Raw genomic sequence first — 23398 nt, 5'->3', positions numbered from 1 at the left:
AGCGCTGATGGCGCTAGGGCCTGGTTCTTCAAGGCTACCTCGGCGGGCCTCCTGCTGATTTGGCACAAACGCTGCTGATCGACGGGTGCTGGGGATTTCAGCGTCCCAGCGACGCAATCAGTACCGCGTTGGAGCGCGATCGCGCAAGGCGCGAGCAAGCGCTCCGCAAATGACAATCCATTTTGCTAGACCACTTGCTCGATGGTGCCTTCCTTTGACTAGGAATTTCGAAGAAAGCTGCCGATAAAGAACGCTTAGACCAGCTCACGGCTGCAAGATTTGTCGTCGCTAACTAGGGGTTGAAATACCACCAACGGGGCCGCATCTTACCGCGATACGGAGCGGTCAGCATGTCGGACAAGATACCTTTCGGCCTAGACGGGGCGGTGATGGCTAAAATCGATTGGCAACTCGCGCTCAAGCGGATTAGCCACGACCTTCGGTCCGACTTCATCTACGCACCCCACATCGGCTTCATCTACGCAAAGGCGGGGGATGAACTCATCCAGGAGGTAAGGGCGGCGTTATCCAAGGGCGCATACAGCCCCGGCCTGCCTATCACGATCGAAGTCCCGAAGTCGTTTCGCATACAGGTCGCAGTGAACCCCGTGCGATTGGGGCCGAGTTTCTCGCGCCCAGGAAGCATTCTTCTTCCCCACGATCGGTTGCTCTATCAGATTCTGGCAGACCAAGCAGCCCCTATCGTTCAGAAGAAGACTGACCATTCACGCTCGTTCAGTCACCAACTTGCGGCGCTGGATAACCCGGCGATGTTCATGCCTACTAGGACTTGCTGGAGCGCTTTGCAGAGCGCGCTGGCGAAGCATTCGCAGGAACAGGGGATCAAATACATCCTCAAGATCGACGTTGCCAACTACTTCGGCTCGATGAACCTTCACACGCTGATTAACGTGCTGAACGACTCTGGATACGCGAGTGAGCTATTGAACCGGCTAGAAACGCTTTTAACCAGCTACACAAGCAACAGATCGTCGCGTGGAATACTGCAGGGAATGTTTCCATCAGACCTCTTCGGAAATTTCTACATGGAGCCAATCGATCGCTTCTTGAAGGACAAGGGCGTGCTGGCAGCTCGCTACGTGGATGATTTGTACGTTTTCATCGAGAGCGTCGAGGCTGCGGAGAGTTTGCTGCGACAGCTTATCCCTCGGCTACGCAGCTATGATCTCGTCCTGAATGAGGCTAAGTGCAAGATCATTCCGAGAAATCAGCTTCATTCCGAAGAGCCGGACCTGCAGGAGTTATTCGACGAAGCCGTCGAGGAGATCCGTGAACAGCTGAACGATGATGACTTCGACGCCGATTACGGCTTTCAGTCCGAATGGGAAGACGATGAGGAAGAGGAAGAGAACGAGGACGAACTCAGTCTGGAAGCGACGAAGCAGCTCTTCGATTCCATCGGAACATATCTCGGACAAGAGGAGAACATTGAGCGGTTCTGCCTGCCTTTGCTCGCCAAAGCTGAGTCAGATCACGCACTTCAGCATGTGCTGGAGTCATTCAAAAAACGGCCGTCAATGGCCCAGATTTATGCATCGTACGTTGCCAAGTTCCTGAAACTCGAGGGCGTTCTCAATGCCCTTTTAGCCCTGCTCGTGGATTCGGAGCTGACCGACTGGCAGAAGATGTGGATTCTTGCGGCGCTCTCTCAAGCGGACAAGTACGACGATGCGTCCGTCAAGACCGCGCTGGATATCCTTCAGGACGCCAATCGGCACGAGACCCTCCGGGCAGTGGCGGCGATATTCATCGGACGTTATGGGGATCATTCCCGGCGGATTACCTTGCAGGGCGTTTACACTACGTCACCCCCCTACATTCAGAGCGCCATCTACTTCTCGTCGCGCAAATGGCCGAAGGTAGAGAGGCAGAACGCAAGGACGAATTGGGGGAACCACGGGCCACTAAATAAGCTTCTAACAATCGCAATGAATAAGAAGTAGCGCCGCTCATCTCGCCGACGAGCTTGAACAAAGTGAGACGAAGCTAGTTCGCAAGATTTGAGGCCGGCGAGCCTCCGAGCCGAGCATACCAGACTACATGACGCGAACGTCTGCTGTGGTTCATTCTTGACGGTTTCAGCTGAGTTTGTCGTTGGTTGATGTCCGCTTCTGTCCAAAATCGCCTATTCATCGCGGCCTGCCGCATGGGCTTGGAGGGCCTGGTCTCGAAGCATCGCATGGCTATGACCGTTGCGTTGGCTCAAGATCAAAATCCGGCGCATCCGGGCTATAGCCGCGACCAGGATGCCCATGGGCGGCGCGCCGAAAAAATACTGGAAAACGCCTGAAAAAAGCGTTTCCCGACACTGGGCCGACACTGGGGTCGTCTGTTATTGACTTCATTGACCTTTTCCCGCCCTAGCGCATCCCGCAAGGGGAGAAGGAAGGGCACCGCGCTTGGAGTGACCGATTGGAGTTGAGCGATGACCACCCCCACACTCGAAACCAAATACGTCTTCACCATCACCGCGCGCATCGGGGACGTCGTCACCGCCGGCGAGACCGGGATCGGCGTCCGCCGCATCATCCCGATCATCGGCGGCGAGGTGACGGGCGCGATCACCGGAAAAGTGCTGCCCTTCGGCGCCGACTTCCAGACCATCCGCCCCAACGAGCTGATCGACTTAGAGGCCAAGTACGCCTTCGAAACCGACGACGGCGCCGTCGTCTATATCGAGAACAAGGGCATGCGCTTCGGGCCCGTCGAACTCCTGCAGAAGCTCAAGCGCGGCGAGCCGGTCGATCCTAAGCTGATCTATTTCCGCACCGTGCCGAAGTTTGAAACCGGGCACAAGACGTATCGCTGGCTGATGGAGCACATTTTCGTCGGCTCGGCCGCGCGCCATGCGGACCGCGTGGTGATCGACGTGCATCAGGTGGTGTGAGGGACTGTCTTTTTTTACCCTCCGCTGAGGAGCGCAGCGGAAGGCGCGCGGGGGGTGATCTCACCGCAGACACCGTTGGCGTTGAGGGACTGTCACCCCGCCCCGCTCGCGCTGAAGCGCGAGCGACCCGCCCCCTCAAGGGGGGGTGAGACCTTGACTCTGCCAAAATTCGTTATACAACATAACTATTCTGACAAGGACGCAAATGACACAGGGAAACGCCGAGACCGCTGGCGCGGGTGCCTCCGGGCTTTTGAGGATCGAGCGGGCGGACCGGGTTCTGACCGTGGGGCTGAACCGGCCGGCCAAGCGCAATGCGCTCAATGACGGCATCATCCTGGAAATCGGCGAGTGTTTTGCCTCGCTGCCCGAGGACATCGGCGCGGTGGTCATCCACGGCATCGGCGACCATTTCTCCTCAGGCCTCGACCTGTCCGAGCTGACCGAGCATGACGCCACCGGCGGGCTGCTGCATTCCCAGATGTGGCACCGGGTGTTCGACCGTATCCAGTACAGCCGCGTGCCCGTGATCGCGGCACTCAGGGGCGCCGTGATCGGCGGCGGGCTGGAGCTTGCCTGCGCGGCGCATATCCGCGTCGCCGAGCCCTCGACCTATTTCGCGCTGCCGGAGGGCCAGCGCGGCATCTTCGTCGGCGGCGGCGGCTCGGTGCGGCTGCCGCGGCTGATCGGCGTCGCCAGGATGATGGACATGATGCTGACGGGCCGCGTCTACAGCGCGACCGAAGGCGCATCCTACGGCTTCGCGCAATATGTCACGGAGGCCGCCAACGGGCTCGGCAAGGCGCTCGAGCTTGCGACCAAGATCGCCTCCAACGCGCCGCTCACGAATTTCGCCGTGCTCCAGGCGCTGCCCATGATCGCGGAAGCCAACCCGCAAACGGGCCTGTTGATGGAATCGCTGATGGCCACCGTCGCGCAGAGCGATAAAGAGGCAAAGCGCAGGATCCGCGAATTCCTCGAGCACAAGACCGCGAAGGTGAAACCCAAGTCATGAGCGCGCAGCCGTCCTCTTCCAGCATGGAGCGCGGCGCGAGCACTTCTCCGCTGCGGCCCATTTCGTTCGGCGATCCCGTCGTCAATGTCGAGCGGAGCGACGACGGCACGATTTACCTCAGGCCCAAGCACCCGCTCGGCGACTATCCGGACCGCATCACCGACCGCCTGCACCACTGGGCGACGACGACGCCGGACCGCGTCTTCATGGCCGAGCGCGAAGGCGGCCGCGGCTGGCGCAAGATCACCTATGCCGAGCTGCTCACCGCGAGCCGGCATATTGCATCGAGCCTGATCGCGCGCGGCCTGTCGGCCGAGCGTCCGGTCGTCATTCTCTCCGGCAACTCGATCGACCATGCGCTGCTGGCCTTCGGCGCGTTTTATGCCGGCATTCCGTTCTGCCCGGTGTCACCGGCCTATTCGCTGGTCTCGAAGGATTACGGCAAGCTGTCCTACCTGATGAAGCTGCTGACGCCGGGCCTCGTCTTCGCCGAGGACGCCGACAAGTTCGCCGACGCGCTCGCGGCCAATGTCTCGCTCGGCACCGAGATCGCGGCCTCATGGGGCGCCGTGCCGGGCCGCGACGTCACCCTGCTCGCAGACCTCATGGCGACGCCGATCCGCGGCGATCTCGACGCGGTCCACGGCAAGATCGGCCCCGACACGATCGCAAAATTCCTGCTGACGTCGGGCTCGACCGGCAATCCCAAGGCCGTCATCAACACCCAGCGCATGATCTGCGCCAACCAGGTGATGTTGCGCGAGACGCTCGCCTTCCTCAAGGACGACCCGCCCGTCATCATCGACTGGCTGCCGTGGAATCACACCTTTGGCGGCAATCACAATATCGGCCTGACGCTCTACAATGGCGGCTCGATGTATCTGGACGCCGGCAAGCCGGTGCCCGGCGGGATCGAGGAGACGGTGCGCAATCTCCAGGAGATTTCGCCGACGGTCTATTTCAACGTGCCCAAGGGCTATGAATCGCTGCTGCCCTATTTGCGCGACGACCAGGGCCTGCGCGCAAAGTTCTTCGACCGGCTGCACGCGATGTTCTTCTCGGGCGCCGCGCTGTCGCCGTTCGTCTGGAACAGCCTCGACGAGCTCGCGGTAAAGGAAAAGGGCTATCGCGTGCCGATGTTGACCGGCCTGGGTGCGACCGAGACGGCGCCGTTCTTCATGTCGGTCAATCCGCGCACCAGCCGCTCCGGCCATGTCGGCCTGCCCGTGTCCGGTAATGACGCCAAGCTGGTGCCGAACAACGGCAAGCTGGAGGTCCGCGCCAAGGGGCCGAACGTGATGCCCGGTTACTGGCGCCAACCCGACATCACCGCAAAATCCTTCGACGAGGAAGGATTTTACAAGATGGGCGATGCGCTCAAGCCGGCCGACCCTGACGATTTCAACGCCGGCTTCGATTTCGACGGCCGCGTCAGCGAAGATTTCAAGCTCGCCAGCGGCACCTGGGTCAGCGTCGGCCCCCTGCGCGCGCGCCTCACCGCGGCCTGCGCGCCGCTGGTGCGCGACGTCGTCATCGCCGGCATCAACCGCGACGAGATCTCCGCGCTGGTCGTGCTCGATCTCGACGGTTGCCGCCTGATCAACCCGACGCTGCCGGCGGACGATCTCGTCGTCGCCACGCGCGACCGGCTGGTGCGCGAGGCTTTCCGCGAGCGCCTGACCCGTTTCCTCAGCCAGGCCACGGGATCCTCGACGCGGATCACGCGGGCGATCCTGATGGACACGCCGCTCTCGATCGACAAGGGCGAGGTCACCGACAAGGGCTCGATCAACCAGCGCGCGGTGCTGGAACATCGCACCGCATTGATCGACGAGCTCTATGCTGCCAATCCGTCGGAGCGTGTGATATCGGTCGGCTAATGTGACAATGGGAATGAACCAGTCGGCTCTATTCTTCACCTCTCCCCGCAAGCGGGGCGAGGGAGCGCACCGAGCGCTCGGATACGATCGCGTCTGAATTAAAATCGCCAAAGGAGAACGCCATGTTGTTGAAGGATCAGGCAGCCATTGTCACCGGCGGCGCATCAGGACTTGGCGCTGCCACCGCGCGAAAACTGGCGGCGCAGGGCGCCAGGGTCGCGGTCTGCGACCTCAATGCCAAGCTTGCGGAAACCGTTGCCGCCGAGATCAAGGGCGTGGCCGTGACCTGCGACGTCTCCGACGCCGCTTCGGCCGAAGCTGCGATCGCGCAGGCGACCAAGGCCCATGGCCCGGCCCGCGTGCTGGTCAATTGCGCCGGCATCGGCGTTGCCAAGCGCGTCGTCGGCCGCGACGGCCCGATGGCACTCGCCGATTTCGACAAGGTGATCAAGGTCAACCTGATCGGCACCTTCAACATGCTGCGCCTCGCCGCGACCGAGATGTCCAAGCTCGAGCCGCAGGCGACCGGCGAGCGCGGCGTCATCATCAACACCGCCTCCGTCGCCGCCTATGACGGCCAGATCGGCCAGTCGGCCTATTCGGCCTCCAAGGGCGGCATCGTCGGCATGACGCTGCCGATCGCGCGCGAGCTCGCGCAGTTCGGCGTGCGCGTGCTGACCATTGCGCCCGGCCTGTTCCTGACGCCGCTGCTGGCGAACCTGCCGCAGGAAGCCCAGGACTCGCTCGCCGCAGCGATCCCCTTCCCGCGCCGGCTCGGCCAGGCCGACGAGTTCGCCGCGCTCGCGCTGCACATGGTCGAGAACGCATATCTGAACGGCGAAGTCGTGCGCCTCGACGGCTCGCTGCGCATGGCGCCGAAATAAGGCGCCACGCATGTTCGTGAACCGGCGCGAGGTCCAGATCCAGTGGGGCGATTGCGACCCCGCCAACATCGTCTATTACCCGCGCTATTTCGCGATGTTCGACGATTCGACCTCGACCCTGTTCGAGGTCGCAGGATTCTCCAAGCAGGACCTGGTCCGCAAATACGGCCTGGTGGGCACCCCCATGGTCGACACGCGGGCCAAGTTCTACATCCCCTCGACCTATGGCGACTGGATCACCATCGAGACGAGGATCGAGAGCATCAAGCGCTCGAGCTTCGAGGTGAAGCACAACGTCTACAAGGGGGACTCGCTGGCGATCGAGGGGTTCGAGACCCGCGTCCTGGTCGGCCGCGATCCTGCCAACCCCGACAAGCTGAAATCGGCACCGTTTCCGGCGGAGATGATCGCCAAATTCACGGGAAGCTAAATCGCCGCATCACCAAAAGACGGAGCTGAATTCACGATTGATTTCTGCTTTCAGAGAAAACACGTCAAGGGAGGAATAGATGAAACGCTTTTACCTGACCGCCGCCATTGCCGCGGCGACGCTCGCCCTGCCGGCGCTGCCCGCGCTGGCCCAGACCAGCGAAATCACCATCGGCATCACCACGACCACGACCGGCCCGGGCGCCGCCCTCGGCATTCCCGAGCGCAACGCGCTGGAATTCGTGCCGAAGGAGATCGGCGGCGTGCCGCTGAAGGTGATCGTGCTCGACGACGGCGGCGATCCCACCACCGCGACCACCAATGCCCGCCGCTTCGTCACCGAATCCAAGGCCGACATCATCATGGGCTCGGCGCTGACGCCGCCGACGATCGCGGTCTCCAACGTCGCCAACGAAGCCGGCATTCCGCACTTCGGTCTGGCCCCCTTCCCGATCACGCCGGAGCGCATGAAGTGGTCGGTGGCGATGCCGCAGCCGATCCCGATCGTCGGCAAGGTGCTGTACGATCACATGAAGTCGAAGGGCATCAAGACCCTCGGCTATATCGGCTATTCCGACTCCTACGGCGACCTCTGGTTCAACGATTTGAAGGCCCAGGCCGTGCCGATGGGCATGACCATCGTCGACGAGGAGCGGTTCGCCCGTCCCGATACGTCGGTGACCGGACAGGTGCTCAAGCTCGTCGCGGCCAATCCCGACGCGATCCTGGTCGGCGCCTCCGGCACCGCGGCAGCGCTGCCGCAAACCGAGCTGCGCGAGCGCGGCTATCAGGGCCTGATCTACCAGACCCACGGTGCCGCCAGCATGGACTTCATCCGCATCGCCGGCAAAGCGGCCGAGGGCGTGCTGATGGCATCAGGCCCCGTCATGGACCCCGAGGACCAGCCGGACGAAGCCGCCACCAAGAAGCCCGGCCTCGCGCTCAACACGGCCTATGAAGCCAAATACGGCCCGAACAGCCGCAGCCAGTTCGCCGGTCATTCCTACGATGCGTTCGAGATCCTGAAGCGCGTCATCCCGACCGCGCTGAAAACCGCAAAACCCGGCACTCCGGAATTCCGCGAGGCGATCCGTCAGGCCTTGCTGACGGAGAAGGAGCTGGCGGCGAGCCAGGGCGTCTACAACTTCACCGAAAAGGACCGCTACGGCCTCGACGAGCGCTCGCGCATCCTGCTCACCGTGAAGAACGGCAAGTACACGCTGGTGAAGTAAGGCAGACAGCGGTTGCGAAAAGACGAGAGCCGGCCCGATGGGCCGGCTCTTTTGTTTTTGGCTTGAATATCAGCGAGCGCGAAGTCGAAGCAATTAAGCCAACATCACCGCTCTCTCCGTTCCCTCCCCCCTTGTGGGGGAGGGAACGGACCTCCTTCGGAGCGCGAGAGGAGCTTCATTGCAGCAGACTCACGCCGCTTGCCGCAGCGGGGTCCAGGCGAACTCCGGATAGTAGCTGTCCATCATGCGGTCGACATACGCCGTGAGGTTCGGAAATCCCTCGGCCCGCTGCCGCAGCCCGGATTCGAAGAACGGCGTCAAGATCCCTGCGAGGGCGCCGAAGGCGGTCGCATCGACGCCGCAGGGCTTGTTGCCCATCAGATATGCCTTGTCGCCGAGCTGCACCGAAAGTGCGAACAGCGAGCGGACGGCGAGGTCGATGTCGTCATCAGGCGCATGGCGGCCGAGGCCGGAGAGCAGATAATTCTCGGCGACGCGGAACTGTGCGTCCTCGCGCAGCTTTTCGCGGTTGTGCTCCGGCGCGCCGTCGAAGAAATGCGCAGGGCCCTTGGCGAAATTGACCGGATCAACCCAGCGCGCGCCGACCAGGGCCCAATAGACATGATGCTCGATCATCCGCTCGAACGCCCAGGCCTGCGCGCGCTCGGCCAAGGAGAGGCCGGCGTCGAAGTCGAAACCGTAGCGGCGCTCGATATGGGCTCGGATGAAGGTGGAATCGGCCACAGCCTCGCCGCCATCGTCGATGAACGGCAATTGCCCCTTGGGCGAAGCGGGCGGCATCGCGCGCTCCTTCCGGTACGGCAGTCCCGCCATCTTGAGCTGCACCTCCGTCTTGGTGACGAAGGGGCTGATTTCCGGCAGGCCGAAGCCGGTGCCAAAGCCGTAAAGCGTGATCATGAAAGCTCTCCTGAACCTGCCAAGTTTGACGGAACCTAGTGACGGGCTGCTGCCACCATGGTGGCAGCAGCCGTGATATCTTCTGCGAAACGGGCCCCCTGCCAGGCGCGGCCCATGAAGTGACGGACCAGCGCGTCCGCGGCCTGGGTCAGCGAGCGTGCCACCACGCTTGCCAGTGCAAATCGGAGATCGACGGCCATGAGATCGAGCGAAACGAGGCGGCCAAACGCCCAAGCCCGCAACATTTGGTCCTGCCATTGCTGCGCCCGCCACAGCGGACCGGCCAGGCCGAGATGGATTGGAGTGATCATGGACAAACCCTCTTCAGTCGACGTGTTGTCCCGGTATAGAAGCCCCCTGCTGCCAACATCCTGTCAGCAGCCATGCGCCGATTTCTGATCCGTCGTTCGAGAAGAGAATTGTCATGAGACGTGCCGACCGGCTGTTTCAGATCATCCAGGTGCTCCGGCGCACGCGTAAGCCGCTGACGGCGGACGCGATCGCGGCCGAGCTCGAGACCTCCAAGCGCACGATCTACCGCGATATCGCGACGCTGATCGGCCAGCGCGTGCCGATCCGCGGCGAGGCGGGCATGGGCTACATCCTGGAAAAGGGTTTTGACCTGCCGCCTTTGATGCTGACGCCCGACGAGATCGAGGCGGCGGTGCTGGGCGCGCAATGGGTTGCGGGCCATGCCGATTCGGCGCTGGCGCGCGCGGCCGAAGACCTGATGGCCAAGATCGCCGACACTGTCCCCGAGCGCCTGCGTCCCTTCGTGCTGGAGCCGGCGAGCCGGGCGCGGCCGAGCTGGAACAGGGAGCCTGATCGCCTCGACATGGTGCGCACGCGCACCCAGATCCACGAGGGCAAGAAGATCATGCTGCGCTATCGCGACGAGCAGGGCCGAGCCAGCGAACGCATGATCTGGCCGATCTCTGTCGGCTATCTCGAAGCCGTGCGCCTGCTCGCGGCCTGGTGCGAGCTGCGCAGCGATTTCCGCAGCTTCCGCACGGACCGCGTGGTGGACGCAACCTATCTCGACGAGAGATATCCTGAAAGGCGCGACGTGCTGCGCGCGAAATGGCGGCAGAGCCTGGTCTGGGGCCCGCCGAAGGACACGTGAGCGAGATGCAAGAGACAGATCTGTCGAGCTGCTGCCAGAGCTGCGGCGCCTGCTGCGGCTATTCGCAGAACTGGCCGCGCTTCTCGATCGAGAGCGACGAGGAGCTTGCGGCGATTCCGGAGGTGTTGGTCAACGACCGCCAGTCCGGCATGCGCTGCGAGGGCGATCGCTGCGCGGCGTTGCAGGGAGAGATCGGACAAGCGACCGCCTGCGGCATCTATGAGGTGCGACCGGAGGTGTGCCGCACCTGCATGCCGGGCGATGCCGAATGCGCGATGGCGCGGCGGAAGTTCAAGCTTGCTGCGATCGAACCGATTTAGGCCGGGACGGCTTCGCTGATCTCGTCGTCGATCTCGTCATCGAGTGGTGCGAGCACCGACAATGGCTTGGTCGACAGCGTGATCGGCTTGCGGCCACCCGACAGCGATGGCGACGATTTGACCGATCTCTCACGCGAGAGTGCGTAGAGCGTCGAGCCGACGCGGCCGCCGTTGTCGATCAGGTCGCGCTCCCTGCAGCTCGCTGCGATCGCGACCGCCAGCGAGTGCAGATGGCTGCGTCGGTAGCAGAACAGCGCCAGCCTGGCGCGCGCGTCAGGGGAAACACTCTCAACCAGCCTCGGCAGGCCACTCTCGCTGGCGCGATACATCTCGCCAAGGAGCTCGTCGCGAACCGGGCAGAAATCGCTTTCAAAGGCGTCGCGGCTTGAAAACATTGCAGTTCTCCCTCGTGTCGGGAAGATGCAGCGCAATTCTCTAATGAAAGGTTAACCACGCCGGGCGGTAGTCACCCGGGGCTCCCTTGCGCCCTGGCCACGAATCAGAAGGGTCCGGCCGGCAGCTTCCCTGCGGCCGTCCTGCGAGACGCCCGCCTTCGGCGGGCCCTCAGGATGAGGCCCTGGCTCTTGGTGAAATGCCCGACCCTCAACGGCGCGTCTCGAACCATGAAGGCCGAGCAGCCAGCCGTGGCCCCCTCAGTTCGCCGCCATGAAGATGGAGAGACCGAAGCCGGTCAGGTGGTGCAGCGCCTGGTCGATGCCGATCAGGGTCCAGAACCAGGGATGCGCAAGGTCGACCCCGAAATTGGCGGAAACGAAGCCCTTGGCGCGATCGATCGTGATGTGGATCACGAAGTCGATGAAGGCCACGAACCAGAATTTCGGCGCGACGATCACGATCAGCGGCAGTGCCACCGCAAGGTGGACCAGGCAATGCACCAGCAGTGGCAGGGCCCAGCCGTGCTTCTGGTCCTTGCCATGCGCCATCCAGGCCGTCTGGAGGACGAAATCGGCGATGATGTGCTTGAAGGTGAGCAACAGCATCCAGCCAATGAGCGCTTCGACCGGAACCGCCGATGACAGGGATGGAAACGACAAAGCTGACGCCCTCATTGACGTGACAAGAAAGATTGGAGCGTTCAGCGCAGCTTCTTCTTGGACCGGCCAAATCGCCGGGACGGATAATTTATGACATCTGCCGCGGCGGAATGCAGCCGGGGGGAACCGGAAAATCGTAAACTGTGGCTAATTGGCGATAGGATGACCAATCGCTGCTCCCGCGCCGAGTAAGGTTACCTGCGGCTCGAAATTTGCATTCCGGTATCGGCGCGCTATCATCGGTGGCAGAGAATATCGTTCTCTTTTCAGGCGTTTACGAATTACGGGGCATCCGCATCGCTCACAAGAGCGAGCCGCCCACCGCCGAAAAATAAGGCCAAGAGTGCTGCCATGAGTACTGAAGGCCCGACCTCGTCCCCGACCGAGCCGCCGCCGCGGCGTGCCAAGGTGATCAAGACCAATCAGCAGCAGGTGCTGCTTTACATCGTGCTGACCCTGCTGCTGTCGCTTGCCACCGTCTGGGGCGGCCGTGCCCTGCTGCACAGTTCGGAGACGCTGACCTTTGCCGTCGGCGCCCCCAACAGCGAAGAGGCGCTGTTCGCTACCAAGCTCGCCACGGTGATGAAAAAAAACGCCTCCCGCTTCCGGATCAAGATCGTCAACAATCCCGACAACGCCAAGGCGCTCGCGCAGTTCGACCGCAGGCAGGCCGACCTCGCCGTGCTGCGCACCGATGCCAAGGTGCCGCTGCGGGCGCGCACGCTTGCGATCCTCGAGCACGACCTCGTGCTCCTGCTCGGTCCCGGCAACAAGAAGATCAAATCGCTCGCCGAGCTGAAGAAGAAGAAGGTTGCGGTCCTCGCCGAGAACGAATCCTCTCTCGCCTTCGTCCGCGGCATCCTCGACATTCCCGACGGGCTTGATGCCGCAAAGGTCCAGCTGGCGCCGCAGGGCGCAACGCTCGACAAGCTGTTTGCGCCGGCAAACGGCCTCGGTGCGGTGATCGCCATCGTCCACGCTTCGAAAGCGGTGCGGGACAAGAGCTATGAGCAGGTCGCCAAACGCGGCGGCTTCACCCTCAACGCGATCGACCAAGCCAAGGCGCTGGCCCGCAAATTCCCCGGCATTTCCGAGGAGACGCTGACGGCAGGAACGCTGTCGGCCTCGCCAGAAATTCCCGACGACGATCTCGAGACCATCGGGCTCGAATGGCTGCTGGTCACGCAATCCCGGATGTCGGTGACCACGGCGGGCGAACTGGCACGCACCATCTACGAGAACAAGTCCGCCCTCGGGCTCGACAACGGCTTCGCCAGCAGGATCGAGCCGGCCTCCGTCGAGAAGGACGCCTTCGTGATGGCGCATCAGGGTGCGGCCGACTACATCAACGACGACACCAAGTCGTTCATGGATAAGTACAGCGACTTGATGTATCTGGGCGCCGCCGCGCTCAGCGTCATCGGCTCGATCTTCGCCGCGATCTACGCCAAGATCACGAGGATCGCGCCGGAGAAGGCCAGCGAACTCTCCACCGCCATTCTCGACATCGGCGAGCGCATCGAGCACGCCCATTCGCTGGACCAGCTCGAATGTCTGCAGGACGAGCTGGAAGGCATCTTACGCGGCGCCGTTATCGGGCTCAGAGACGGTACGATCAGCACCGACGGACTCGACACCTTCAAGCTCGGCTACGAATTCGTCCGCGACGAGATCGGCATGCGCCGCGACTATCTCAAGCGCCACGCCGGCGAAGCCGACAAGGCCGGCCGCGACGCCGCAGGGCCCTCGCACGACGACAGCAATGTCGTGGTGGTGAAGACCGCGCAGAGCGCTTGATGGCAGCCCTCGAGGGCCGGGCGGATTTTCCCTGCCGCCATCCTTCGAGACGCCCGCTTTGGCGGGCTCCTCAGGATGAGGGCGGAGTACGCGGCAGGGACGATACCGGTGGGGCTTAGCCTCATCCTGATGAGGAGACCGCGGAGCGGTCGTCTCGAGGGACGAGGCGCGCGCGGACCGCCGCCGAGGCGGCATAAGCAATGCGCGGCCACCAAGCCCGGAACTGTCGAAGGGGCCCCTCTCATCAAGGGCCGGCCGCCAGGAACCGGCCCAATCCGCAACCGTTGGCTATCAGATACAACCCGAGAAACGCACCATGCGTATCCTCCTCATGATCTTCCTCCTGGGAATGCTCGGGGCGGTCGGCTATTTCGCTTATTCCGCGATGGCGGTCGAGGGCGAGCCGATCCCGACGGAAGGCTATGTGGCCCTCGCCCTGGGGGCAGGATTTTCCGTGATCGTCGGCATCGGCCTGATGGTCCTGCTGTTCTTCAGCAGCCGCCGCGGCTACGACGAGCCGCCGCATTTCAGGTAGCGACTCGGCCGGCCGCCGTCCCCGCCTTCGCTCCCCGATTCGACGATGCTGCCGCCCGCGCCCGTCGTTGACGGCCTTGGCGCGGGCGGGCACTTTGGCGCCGGGATCCCAGCCGGGGCCCAAGAACCAAGACGAGCCGCCTTCCTGCATGTTCAAGCCGCTGATCTCCGCTCTGGCCCAGTTTGCGGCCGCCACGGCCGGCCGCAACATGACCAAGGCGGCCTATGTGGCCGTCGGCGTCGGTGTGCTCAGCATGGTGCTGCTGACGGATAACCGCGCCAATGAGGCGCGCGGCTGGGTCCACGGCCTGCTCTGGGCCTGTCTCGTCTATTTCGTGTTCGAATGGGTGGTCCGGCTGCGCCACATGGCGCGAACGGGGCGCCTTGCGCTTTACATGTCCTCCTCGGCCGGCATCGTCGACGCGGTCGGGGCGCTGGCCGTGCCGGCCGCGCTGGTTCTCGGCGTCGAGCCGAAGACGGCCTGGCTGCTCAGCGTGCTCTGGGGGCTGAAGGTGGTGCCGGGCATTCCCGGCCTGCGTCAGCTCCGCCGCGTGCTGGTGCTGGAATCGGGACCGCTGGTCAGCGTGCTCGTGATCTTCCTGATGGTGGTCTTCCTCGCCTCCGTCGCCGAATATTTCCTGGAGCGGGACGTGCAGCCGCAGACGTTCGGCAGCGTCCCGGACGCTTTGTGGTGGGCGGTCGTAACCCTCACCACGACGGGCTACGGCGACGTCGTGCCGGTCACTCCGCTGGGTCGCATCGTGGCGGCGCTGGTGATGATCTCCGGCCTCGGCGTGTTCGGCCTCTGGACCGGTATCTTGGCGACCGGCTTTGCTGCGGAGACCCGCCGCGACAATTTCCTCAAGACCTGGGAATCCGTCAGCAAGGTGCCGTTCTTCGCCGCGCTCGGACCTGCCGCCATCGCCGACGTCACCCACATGCTGCGCACCATGGAGCTGCCGGCGCGCACCATGATCATCCGCAAGGGCACGCAGGGCGACTGCATGTATTTCATCGCCGCCGGCGAGGTCGAGGTCGACCTGCCGGGCAAGAAGGTGCAGCTCGGCGAAGGCGCCTTCTTCGGCGAGATGGCATTGCTCGGCAACAACATGCGGGGCGCCAACGTCTCGACCACGAAGGTGTCGCGGCTGCTGGTGCTCGACCTCGTCGATTTCCGCGTGCTGATGGCGCGGCATCCCGATCTCGCCGAGACCATCGATGCCGAGGCCAAACGGCGCGCGCTCGAGAACAAATGAAAGGAGACAAGAATGTCGGATACCGCCGACGCGGCCTCAAGCCCTGTGCTCGACATCGCGGGCGCACGCGCCACCATCCGCCTCAACCGACCGAAGCATCTCAACCGGCTCCAGGCCGAGGATCTCGGCGAACTGCTGAAACTGTTCGACCGTGTCGAGGCAGATCCCGCCATCCGCGTGCTGGTGCTGACCGGCACGGGCCGCGCGTTCTCCGCCGGCTATGACCTCAACTCGGTCGCCGAGCGCGCGGTGAGCGCGAACGAGCAGCAGAGCGCGGGCTCGGCCTTCGCAGTGGTCGTCAACCGTCTCGAGGACCTGGGTGTCCCGACCATCTGCCGGCTCAACGGCGGCGTCTATGGCGGCTCGACCGACCTCGCGCTCGCCTGCGATTTCCGCATCGGCGTCGACACCGCCGAGATGTTCATGCCGGCGGCGCGACTGGGGCTGCATTATTACCCGAGCGGGATCAAACGCTACGTCACCCGGCTCGGCGTCGACAATGCCAAGAAGCTGTTCTTGACCGCGCAGAAGATCAGCGCCCCGGAGATGCTACGCATCGGCTATCTCACCGCCATGGTGCCGGAAGAGACGCTTGACGAGGAGGTCGACAGGCTCGCCAATATCCTCGCCGGCAACGCCCCGCAGGCGATGCGCGGCATGAAGCGCGCGATCAACGAGTTCGCGCGCGGCGAGCTCGACGAGCAGGCCGCCGACCGGCGCCACCGCGACAGCATGCGCGGCGACGAGATCAAGGAAGGCATCAAGGCGTTCGCGGAGAAGCGTGAGCCGCGGTTTTGAATCGCCCCGCCGTCGTCCCGGACAAGCGCGCCCAATCCGCGCTTACGCTTGTCCGGGACCACAGCGGAGATTGAGGCGCCGGCTCAGACCCCAGCCGCCTTGGCATGCTGCGCCGCCATCTCCTCATCGGCCGCAGTGATGCGCTGGAATGCCGGGCGCGCGGTCATGCGCTCGGCATAACGGACGAACACGTCCTTCTTCGGCACGATGCCGAACATCATGGTCCAGCTGAAGGCGACGCCCCACAGCACGTCCGCAGCCGTCATCCGCTCTCCGAGCAGATACGGGCACTTCGACAGCTGCGCCTCCAGCGCACCGAGCATGGTGTCGTAGTCGGCATAGGGCGATTGCGTGATCGGCGCCGGCTCGCGGTGCATGAACTTGTCGATCAGGGCCGGTTCGAACGAGGCGCCGTAATAGGCGATCCAGCGCAAATATGGGCCGCGCAGCGGATCGTTCAGCGCGGGCGTGAGGCCCGCTTGCGGAAACAGATCGGCGAGATAGATCGTGATCGCCACCTGCTCGGTCACCAGCGCCTCGCCGTGGCGGACCGCCGGCACCTTGCCGAGCGGATTGAGGGCGAGATAGGCCGGCTGACGCTGTTCGCCGGCCTTCATGTTGAGGACATGGAGATCGTAGGGCGCCCCCAATTCCTCCAGCAGCACCCGCGTGCCGGTGGCGCGTGTTTGTGGCGAATAATACAGCGTGATGCGCTTCGAATCGATCATGGCGGGCTCCTCGGGTGCCGTCTGGCGAGGCGCATCTTTTACCGATCCATACCTGACATCCTGTGTCAGGTATGTTTTAAGAAAGCATGCGCGCGAGCCGGATGCTGTCGATCCTCACCACTCTCCAGGCCCGGGGACAGGTCACCGCGCCCGAGCTCGCGGAGGCCTGCGAGGTCTCGGTGCGCACGATCTATCGCGACATCGACGCGCTCGCGGCCTCCGGCGTCCCTGTCTATGCCGACCGCGGCGCGGAGGGCGGCTATCGTCTGCTCGACGGCTATCGCGTCCGGCTCAACGGCCTGTCGCAGAGCGAAGCCGGCGCGCTGTTCCTCGCGGGACTTCCGGGGCCGGCGGCGGCGCTGGGGCTGGACGCGGCAATGATCGCCGCGCAGAACAAGCTGATGGCGGCGCTGCCCGCGAACTTGCGCGAAGACGCCGGCCGCATGCAGGAGCGCTTTCACCTGGATGCGCCCGGCTGGTTCGGCGAGGCGGAGGAGCCAACCCATCTTCGCACCGTCGCGGGCGCTGTGCTGCGCGGGACGCTGATCAAAATCCGCTATCGGAGCTGGCGCTCGGAGAAGCAGCGCCGTGTCGCCCCGCTCGGCCTCGTGCTCAAGGGCGGCAGCTGGTATCTCGCCGGGCGGGTCGACGGCAGCGTGCGGACCTATCGCGTCGCGCGCGTGCTCGACTGTACTGCGCTCGACGACCGCTTCGAGCGTCCCGCCAATTTCGATCTCGCCGCATATTGGCAGGCCGCGACACTTCGCCTGGAAGCGGAGATGCATCCCAATGTCGCGGTCGTCCGGCTGTCGCCATTCGGCGTCAAGCTGCTGGACGCCTTGAGCCAGCCTTACGTCAAGGCGCGAACGGAGATCGAAGATGTCACCGATGCGGACGGCTGGCGCATCGCGCGGGTGCCGACCGGCAAGACGTCATGGCACGCCGCAGCCGAATTGCTGCGGCTCGGTCCCGAGGCCGAGGTGCTGGAGCCCGCAGACCTCCGCGAGAAGATGGCCGAGATGACCCGGGTCATGGCCGCGCGCTATGGGGCGGCGCGGAAAGCCTGACGGCGGCGCGCCTTTCCGCAGCGGACGAAACAATCCTGAAACACGATTCTCAAGCACCGCCGTGAACGCATTCGCGGCTCAACCCGACCGAGATGCAGGGACACAACAACGGCTTCGCGCCACATTGGAGAATGAAGATGTTTGGTAAGCTTGCTCTTGGTCTGATCGCCGCCGGCTCGCTCGGCGCTGCCGCTCTCGCGCCCACCGCCGCTTCGGCTCACGGCTTCCATCATTGGGGTCATGGCTGGGGCCCGGGCTGGGGTTATGGCGGCATCTACGTCAATAGCGGCGTCAGCAATTGCTACCAGGAGCGCGTCGTCCAGACCCGTCACGGCCTGCGCGTCCGGGTCGTGAACGTCTGCGCCTACGGGATTTACTGATATCTCGCTCTTACGACAAAGCTCCGGTCGCTTCGCGGCTGGAGTTTTTGCGTTTATGCAAGCTGTTCGTCAGCCGGTTTGCCGCTGCCGGCGAAGCCAGGCCCAGGTCTCGCGCGTCGTTTGGATGTAACCACCCCCGCGATGGACGATCTCGCCGTCGACGATCTCGTTCAGCTTCGGCAGGGCGTGAAACGGAATCGACGGGTAGGCGTGGTGCTCGACATGGTAGGGCATGTTCCACGCGAACCATTTGACGATGGCGGCGGTATAGGTGGTGCGGGTGTTCTGAAAGGCGCTGCGGGTACGGTCGCAACCGGTGTGCTCGGCATAGAGATAGGGCCGCAGGAAGAACTGCCCGATCACGAGCGGCACGATCCAGACCCAGATCAGCAGCACTGAGGCGAACCACAGCGCCAGCGCGAGCAACAGTGCGTAGAGCGCGACATAGCCGCGCGCCTCGCCCACGATGGTGGCGCGCTTGTTTTCGGGGATCCAGGGCACGACGACCTTGCCGGTGACGGCATGGCCGAGCATCAGCCGAAGACGGCCGGCGACCTGGAGCACGCCGCTATAGGCGATCGCGAGTTGGGTGTCCGACGTGGGCTTCACCCCGACGATCAGCTCGGGATCGTTCTCCGGATCCTGGGTGTAGCGATGATGGTCCCAGTGGAACAGGCAGTAATATTCGTACGGCAATCCGATGATGAAGGCCGAGAGATAGCCGACCGCGAGATTGAAGCCGCGGCTTCGGAACGCGGTCTTGTGCGCGGTCTCGTGCACCGCCATGAACAGGAAGGCGACGACATAGCCCTGCACTGCCATCAGCGGCAGCGCCGAGAGCGCGCCGTAGCGCGAGGTCACCAACCAGATCAGAGTGCCGACGAGCGCGATCACGCCGTAATGGCCGAGGCTTTGCGCCGCCCCCCTGAGGTTCGAGCGCACCGACAATTCGCGCAGCATCGCCGGGCTCAGCGGCTTCAGGCGATGCCCAGGCTCTGAAACGGTCGCGTCGGTCATGATCGGATGCCTGTGCTACTTGGCGAGGAGCGCTGCGATCTCGGCCTTGATGAAGGCCTGGTCGCGCGAATTGTTGACGGGATTGCCGGCACGATGGCCGTGCAGCGACGGGATCGGATGCAGCACGGCCGACTTTGCGTTGACCAGCTTGCCGAGCTCATCCTCGTTGTCGCGGACGTCGAAATAGCGATCGGTCGCGCCCGGAATCAGCAGCATATGCGCCGTGATTGCCGCGAGCGCGCGATCGAGATCGCCGCCGAAAGCCTCGCAACGGCTGATGTCGCCGCGCTGCCAGATGCCGATCTGTGACAGCAGATCGTTGGCATCGCGCCGGGCGAAGGTCCGGTCCCAGGCCCGGACGAGATAATCCTCAAGCGAGGTGAATCCGGCCTCGCGCCAGAGCTCGTCGCGATAGAAGCCGTGCGACATCGCCCAGCCGGCATAGACGCGCCCCATGGCACGATAGCCGGCGACGGGCCTTTCGACGAAACGGCCATGCTGGAAAGCGGGATCGCCGGTCAGCGCCGCCTTTACGCCTTCCAGGAAGACATAGTTGTAGGGCGCGCAACGCGCGCTGCCGCAGACGACCGCGGCGCGCTCGACCATGTCAGGATGCAGCGCCGCCCAGTGATAGGCCTGCATGCCGCCCATCGACCAGCCATAGACCAGCGCGAGCTTGGTGATGCCGAAGCGCTCGGCGAGAAGGCGATGCTGGACGGCGATGGCGTCGTGATAGGTGACTTGCGGAAACGGCGCGGCGGAATTCGATGGCGACGATGACAGGCCGTTGCCGAACAGATTCGGGATGACGATGAAATAGCGCGAGGGGTCAAGCACGCCATCGCGCCCGATCAGCCACTCGGTGTCAAAGTGCTGCGCGCTGAAGGACGTGGGATAGAGGATGACGTTGTCCCTGGCCGGACTCAGCGTGCCGTAAGTCTTGTAGGCGAGCTTCAGTCTCGGGACGACGGCGCCGGACTGGAGCGCGACGTCGCCGGCCTCGAAGATCTCGTAGTCGCGCTCAGCCATTTTGCGTCTCATCCTCGGTCACGCGGCTCCACAACGCGCCGCGGAAACGCCGATGCATCGATTGTGCCGGCCCGCAGATGCAGCCATCGCGCCCCGCTCAATAACTGTACCTTTAGTACATTTATTCCAAATCAGCAAGATGAATCCGGTCGGCGGCGCCGGTTTCAGGCGATGGCCGCGAGATATCGCGCCACCGATGCCGCGAACGCGGCCTTGGCGCCGCTGGCGATGTTGCGTCCCCACCAGGCGCCATAAATGCGATCGAAGGCGAGCGGCTCGACGGCATCGGCGATCCGCCACACCGCAGCTGCGTTGAGCGGCATGTAGTTCGGGTAGGAGTACATGAAGCTGACGAAGCGGCGGTCCATCGTCACCTGCGCGATGTCTCCGGTCAGCAGCGCGCCCCTGCCCTCCGCGCCGCGTGCCCAGTGCAGCATGGTGGCGCCGGCGAAATGGCCGCCGGTGCGCAGCAGCAGAACATCGTCGGACATGCGGTGCTGATCGCCGGTCCAGTGCACGATCCTTGAATGTGGCCGCGTCACCCATTGGCCATCGTCCGCGTGCAGATAGACCGGCACACCGCCGAAGGCATCGCTCCAGTCGGCGAGCGCGCCATAATAATGCGGATGCGAGATCGCGATCGCCTTCAGTCCGCCGAGCGCGCGGACATGAGCGATCGCCTCCGGCGTCGCCAGCGGCACGCAGTCCCACATCATGCAGCCGTCGCTGAGCGGCACCAGCAGCGCGCGCTGGCCGATGGCAAAGCCCGGCTCGAGCCCGAGACCGGTGAGGCCGAGATCGTCGCGCCAGACCACGCGGTGACCTTCCGCCAGCGCCTCGCGCGTCAGGAAGGTCTGTCCCTTCCAGTTCACGAATTGCCGCTCGTCCTCGCAGATCGGACAACATTCGGGCGGTCGTCTGCTGTCCGAGAATTGCGCTCCGCAGGTTTCGCAGGTCCAGAGGGGCATGGTCAGGATCCGATAGAAGCCGGAAAGGCGTGACGCGACATCGTCCCGCCGAGGCAAGCGGTTAGGAACCAACGCTATTATCGCAGGTTACGTTCTGGTCCATGCCGGCGCAATTGGCCGGTCATCACGATCGGCTTTTGCACGAGACCTACTCGACGGCAGGAACATTTCAGCGTCTCGATGACATCGCGCCCCCCAGCAACCCGCACCTGGCCGCTGTTTGCAGTCAATTTCTTCATGGCCGACATGCAGTCCGGCATCGGCCCCTTCGTTGGCGTGTTCCTGCAGGAGCGCGGCTGGGCGAGCGGGCTGATCGGCACCGCCATGACGATCGGCAACATCGCCGGCATGCTGATCACGACGCCGATCGGCGGCTTCATCGATGCGAGCCGCAACAAGCGCATGTGGGTCGTCATTCCCGGCATCTGCGTGGTCGCGGCCTCCGCGATCATCCTCATTTCGCAAAATTTCTGGGCGGTGACGTTCTCCCAGGTCGCGCAATCGCTGGCGAGCGCCGCCATCGTTCCGGCGGTCACCGGCATCACGCTCGGCATTGCCAGGCAAAAGGGCTTCAACGCGCTGAACGGACGCAACCAGGCCTTCAACCACGCCGGCAACATGGTCGGCGCGGCACTGTCGGGCTATCTCGGCTACAACTTCGGCTACGTCTCCGTGTTCGTGCTGGCGGCCGTGTTCGGCGCCATCGCGATCGCCTGCGTGCTGATGATCCCGGCGAAATCGATCGATGATCGGGCTGCACGCGGCAGCCGGGAAGACGACAGCAAGGCTCCTCCGGACGGCATGTCCGTCCTCCTCAAGCACAAGCCGCTTCTGGTGCTGGCGCTGGCGCTATTCCATCTCGGCAATGCGGCGATCGTGCCGCTCTACGGGCTTGCGGCCGTGGCCGAGGGACAGGCCAACGGACCGAGCTTCGTCGCGACCACTGTCGTGATCGCGCAAGGCGTGATGATCGTGACCTCGCTCATCGCGATGCAGGTCGCGGGCAAGCGCAACTACTGGCCGGTGATCCTGGTCTCCTTCATGTTCTTGCCGGTCCGCGGCGTGCTCGCCTTCTTCGTCACGGGATGGTGGGGCGTCGTGCCGATGCAGGTGCTCGACGGCATCGGCACCGGACTGCAAACGGTCGCCGTCCCCGGCATGATCGCGCGTTCGCTCAACGGCACCGGCCGCATCAATCTAGGCCAGGGTGCGGTGATCACGGTGCAGGGTGTCGGCGGCAGCCTCAGTCCCGCGCTCGGCGGCTGGATCGCGCAATGGATCGGCTACGGTCCGACCTTCCTCCTGCTCGGCAGCTTTGGCCTCGCGTCGACCGCGCTTTGGCTGGCGTTCGGAGCAGCGGTGAAGAAGTATTGAGACGAACAGACCTCAGGAAAATTCCACCACGATGTTGCCGAAATGGCCGCCCTGCTGCATCAGCCGCAGCGCATTGGGCAATGCGTCGAAGCCGAACACGCGATCGATTACCGGCTTCATGCCGTTGCCACCGACCGCGGCGGTCATCCCCTCGAAAGCTTCGTGCCGATCGCCCCGGGACGAACCTCAAAGCTTGTGCCCCTTCTGACGCAGCGCCTCGATGAGACGCTGCTTCAATTCGTCTGCGGCCTTCTGGCTGACGTCCTGGCTGATCTGCCCGCTCGCCTGCGCCAGCGCATCCGACTTCTCCAGGAGCTTTCGGCCCGCCGGTTCGGCGTAGAAGCTGTCGATCTGGCGCAGCTCGTCCACCGTGAAAGTTTGGGCATAGAGCGCCGCGATCTGCTCGACTATGGACGCAACGAACGGAGCATAGATCTCCGAGCCGGGCGCCGTCACTGCATCGTAGTCGCGCTCGATCTCCGGCCTGTCCTGGGAGACCACGGGCCGCAGCTTGAGCAGAAGCTGTGGCAGCAAGGCGCGATACTGGTCGGGAATCTTCAAGGTGACGACGAGCTTGCGCGCCACGCTCATCGCCTCGGGCGACGGCGCCTGTGCCGCTGCGTCGCAGACGAGAAACAGGAGAATGCCGGCGATCGTCAACAAACGTCTGGACATTGAGCTCTCCG

General features: G+C 63.9%; 26 protein-coding genes. 16 read left to right on the top strand and 10 right to left on the bottom strand.

Annotated features, from left to right (window positions below):
- Positions 1–350 precede the first annotated feature (350 nt).
- The 7 genes from ACNJYB_RS04480 (at position 351) to ACNJYB_RS04450 (ending at position 8348) form a co-directional block, all read left to right on the top strand.
- A complete protein-coding gene (locus tag ACNJYB_RS04480) occupies positions 351–1964 on the top strand; it encodes a reverse transcriptase domain-containing protein (protein ID WP_439372882.1) in 1614 nt (537 codons plus the stop codon).
- 482 nt (positions 1965–2446) lie between these two features.
- Positions 2447–2908 carry a DUF3237 domain-containing protein gene (locus tag ACNJYB_RS04475; protein WP_439372881.1) on the top strand — a complete coding sequence of 154 codons (462 nt, stop codon included), beginning with the start codon at positions 2447–2449 and terminating at the stop codon, positions 2906–2908.
- A 205-nt stretch (positions 2909–3113) separates the two neighbouring features.
- A complete protein-coding gene (locus ACNJYB_RS04470) occupies positions 3114–3923 on the top strand; it encodes a crotonase/enoyl-CoA hydratase family protein (RefSeq protein ID WP_439372880.1) in 810 nt (269 codons plus the stop codon).
- The gene (locus ACNJYB_RS04465; protein ID WP_439372879.1) at positions 3920–5803 is read left to right on the top strand and encodes a feruloyl-CoA synthase; all 1884 of its coding nucleotides are present in this window, start codon (positions 3920–3922) and stop codon (positions 5801–5803) included. The genes ACNJYB_RS04470 and ACNJYB_RS04465 overlap by 4 nt, the downstream gene beginning before the upstream one ends.
- 122 nt (positions 5804–5925) lie before the next feature.
- Positions 5926–6687, top strand: a complete 762-nt coding sequence (locus ACNJYB_RS04460) for an SDR family NAD(P)-dependent oxidoreductase (RefSeq protein ID WP_271583899.1) — start codon at positions 5926–5928, stop codon at positions 6685–6687.
- A 10-nt stretch (positions 6688–6697) separates the two neighbouring features.
- A complete protein-coding gene (locus ACNJYB_RS04455; RefSeq protein WP_439372878.1) occupies positions 6698–7117 on the top strand; it encodes an acyl-CoA thioesterase in 420 nt (139 codons plus the stop codon).
- A gap of 79 nt (positions 7118–7196) precedes the next feature.
- On the top strand, positions 7197–8348 hold the full coding sequence (locus ACNJYB_RS04450) for an ABC transporter substrate-binding protein (protein WP_439372877.1): 1152 nt from the start codon (positions 7197–7199) through the stop codon (positions 8346–8348).
- Positions 8349–8537: 189 nt separating this feature from the next.
- Here ACNJYB_RS04450 and ACNJYB_RS04445 read toward each other — a convergent pair whose 3' ends face one another.
- Positions 8538–9266 (bottom strand): glutathione S-transferase family protein, encoded by a 729-nt coding sequence (locus tag ACNJYB_RS04445; RefSeq protein WP_439372876.1) that lies wholly within the window; start codon positions 9264–9266, stop codon positions 8538–8540.
- 35 nt (positions 9267–9301) lie between these two features.
- Positions 9302–9577: a hypothetical protein gene (locus tag ACNJYB_RS04440; protein ID WP_439372875.1), complete on the bottom strand. Its 276-nt coding sequence runs from the start codon at positions 9575–9577 to the stop codon at positions 9302–9304.
- Positions 9578–9690: 113 nt separating this feature from the next.
- Between ACNJYB_RS04440 and ACNJYB_RS04435 the strand changes: the two genes are divergently transcribed.
- Entirely contained in the window at positions 9691–10389 is a 699-nt protein-coding gene (locus ACNJYB_RS04435) for a helix-turn-helix transcriptional regulator (RefSeq protein ID WP_018643314.1), read from the top strand.
- Between the two features lie 5 nt (positions 10390–10394).
- Positions 10395–10709, top strand: coding sequence for a YkgJ family cysteine cluster protein (locus ACNJYB_RS04430; protein WP_439372874.1), 315 nt, complete (start codon positions 10395–10397; stop codon positions 10707–10709).
- Here the strand turns inward: ACNJYB_RS04430 and ACNJYB_RS04425 are convergent.
- Positions 10706–11104, bottom strand: coding sequence for a hypothetical protein (locus tag ACNJYB_RS04425; RefSeq protein WP_439372873.1), 399 nt, complete (start codon positions 11102–11104; stop codon positions 10706–10708). The two genes, ACNJYB_RS04430 and ACNJYB_RS04425, sit on opposite strands and share 4 nt — an antisense overlap.
- 258 nt (positions 11105–11362) lie before the next feature.
- Positions 11363–11710 (bottom strand): DUF3307 domain-containing protein, encoded by a 348-nt coding sequence (locus ACNJYB_RS04420; RefSeq protein ID WP_439375462.1) that lies wholly within the window; start codon positions 11708–11710, stop codon positions 11363–11365.
- 405 nt (positions 11711–12115) lie between these two features.
- Between ACNJYB_RS04420 and ACNJYB_RS04415 the strand changes: the two genes are divergently transcribed.
- From ACNJYB_RS04415 to ACNJYB_RS04400, 4 genes are all read left to right on the top strand, one after another.
- Entirely contained in the window at positions 12116–13561 is a 1446-nt protein-coding gene (locus ACNJYB_RS04415) for a TAXI family TRAP transporter solute-binding subunit (RefSeq protein WP_439372872.1), read from the top strand.
- A 316-nt stretch (positions 13562–13877) separates the two neighbouring features.
- Entirely contained in the window at positions 13878–14096 is a 219-nt protein-coding gene (locus ACNJYB_RS04410; protein WP_439372871.1) for a hypothetical protein, read from the top strand.
- A 148-nt stretch (positions 14097–14244) separates the two neighbouring features.
- Complete coding sequence (locus ACNJYB_RS04405) at positions 14245–15351, top strand: cyclic nucleotide-gated ion channel (protein ID WP_439372870.1); 1107 nt, start codon at positions 14245–14247, stop codon at positions 15349–15351.
- 12 nt (positions 15352–15363) lie between these two features.
- Positions 15364–16149: an enoyl-CoA hydratase/isomerase family protein gene (locus ACNJYB_RS04400; protein WP_439372869.1), complete on the top strand. Its 786-nt coding sequence runs from the start codon at positions 15364–15366 to the stop codon at positions 16147–16149.
- An 83-nt stretch (positions 16150–16232) separates the two neighbouring features.
- Here ACNJYB_RS04400 and ACNJYB_RS04395 read toward each other — a convergent pair whose 3' ends face one another.
- Positions 16233–16877, bottom strand: a complete 645-nt coding sequence (locus ACNJYB_RS04395) for a glutathione S-transferase family protein (RefSeq protein ID WP_439372868.1) — start codon at positions 16875–16877, stop codon at positions 16233–16235.
- 86 nt (positions 16878–16963) lie between these two features.
- On the opposite strand from ACNJYB_RS04395, the gene ACNJYB_RS04390 reads away from it, so the two are divergent.
- Together ACNJYB_RS04390 and ACNJYB_RS04385 are read left to right on the top strand one after the other, a co-directional pair.
- Positions 16964–17944 carry a helix-turn-helix transcriptional regulator gene (locus ACNJYB_RS04390; RefSeq protein ID WP_439372867.1) on the top strand — a complete coding sequence of 327 codons (981 nt, stop codon included), beginning with the start codon at positions 16964–16966 and terminating at the stop codon, positions 17942–17944.
- A gap of 137 nt (positions 17945–18081) precedes the next feature.
- Entirely contained in the window at positions 18082–18324 is a 243-nt protein-coding gene (locus ACNJYB_RS04385) for a hypothetical protein (RefSeq protein ID WP_439372866.1), read from the top strand.
- A 69-nt stretch (positions 18325–18393) separates the two neighbouring features.
- Here ACNJYB_RS04385 and ACNJYB_RS04380 read toward each other — a convergent pair whose 3' ends face one another.
- From ACNJYB_RS04380 to ACNJYB_RS04370, 3 genes are all read right to left on the bottom strand, one after another.
- Complete coding sequence (locus ACNJYB_RS04380; RefSeq protein WP_439372865.1) at positions 18394–19341, bottom strand: fatty acid desaturase; 948 nt, start codon at positions 19339–19341, stop codon at positions 18394–18396.
- 15 nt (positions 19342–19356) lie between these two features.
- A complete protein-coding gene (locus ACNJYB_RS04375; RefSeq protein WP_439372864.1) occupies positions 19357–20370 on the bottom strand; it encodes an alpha/beta fold hydrolase in 1014 nt (337 codons plus the stop codon).
- A gap of 164 nt (positions 20371–20534) precedes the next feature.
- Positions 20535–21338 (bottom strand): MBL fold metallo-hydrolase, encoded by an 804-nt coding sequence (locus ACNJYB_RS04370; RefSeq protein WP_439372863.1) that lies wholly within the window; start codon positions 21336–21338, stop codon positions 20535–20537.
- Between the two features lie 180 nt (positions 21339–21518).
- On the opposite strand from ACNJYB_RS04370, the gene ACNJYB_RS04365 reads away from it, so the two are divergent.
- Positions 21519–22712, top strand: coding sequence for an MFS transporter (locus ACNJYB_RS04365; protein WP_439372862.1), 1194 nt, complete (start codon positions 21519–21521; stop codon positions 22710–22712).
- A 12-nt stretch (positions 22713–22724) separates the two neighbouring features.
- Here ACNJYB_RS04365 and ACNJYB_RS04360 read toward each other — a convergent pair whose 3' ends face one another.
- Complete coding sequence (locus ACNJYB_RS04360) at positions 22725–22859, bottom strand: zinc-binding dehydrogenase (RefSeq protein WP_439372861.1); 135 nt, start codon at positions 22857–22859, stop codon at positions 22725–22727.
- 39 nt (positions 22860–22898) lie between these two features.
- Positions 22899–23387, bottom strand: coding sequence for a DUF2059 domain-containing protein (locus ACNJYB_RS04355; RefSeq protein WP_439372860.1), 489 nt, complete (start codon positions 23385–23387; stop codon positions 22899–22901).
- Positions 23388–23398: the final 11 nt, after the last annotated feature.

This window comes from Bradyrhizobium sp. SMVTL-02 (assembly GCF_051853005.1).
Classification (GTDB): Bacteria; Pseudomonadota; Alphaproteobacteria; order Rhizobiales; family Xanthobacteraceae; genus Bradyrhizobium.
This window is presented reverse-complemented; position numbering and strand designations above follow the sequence as displayed.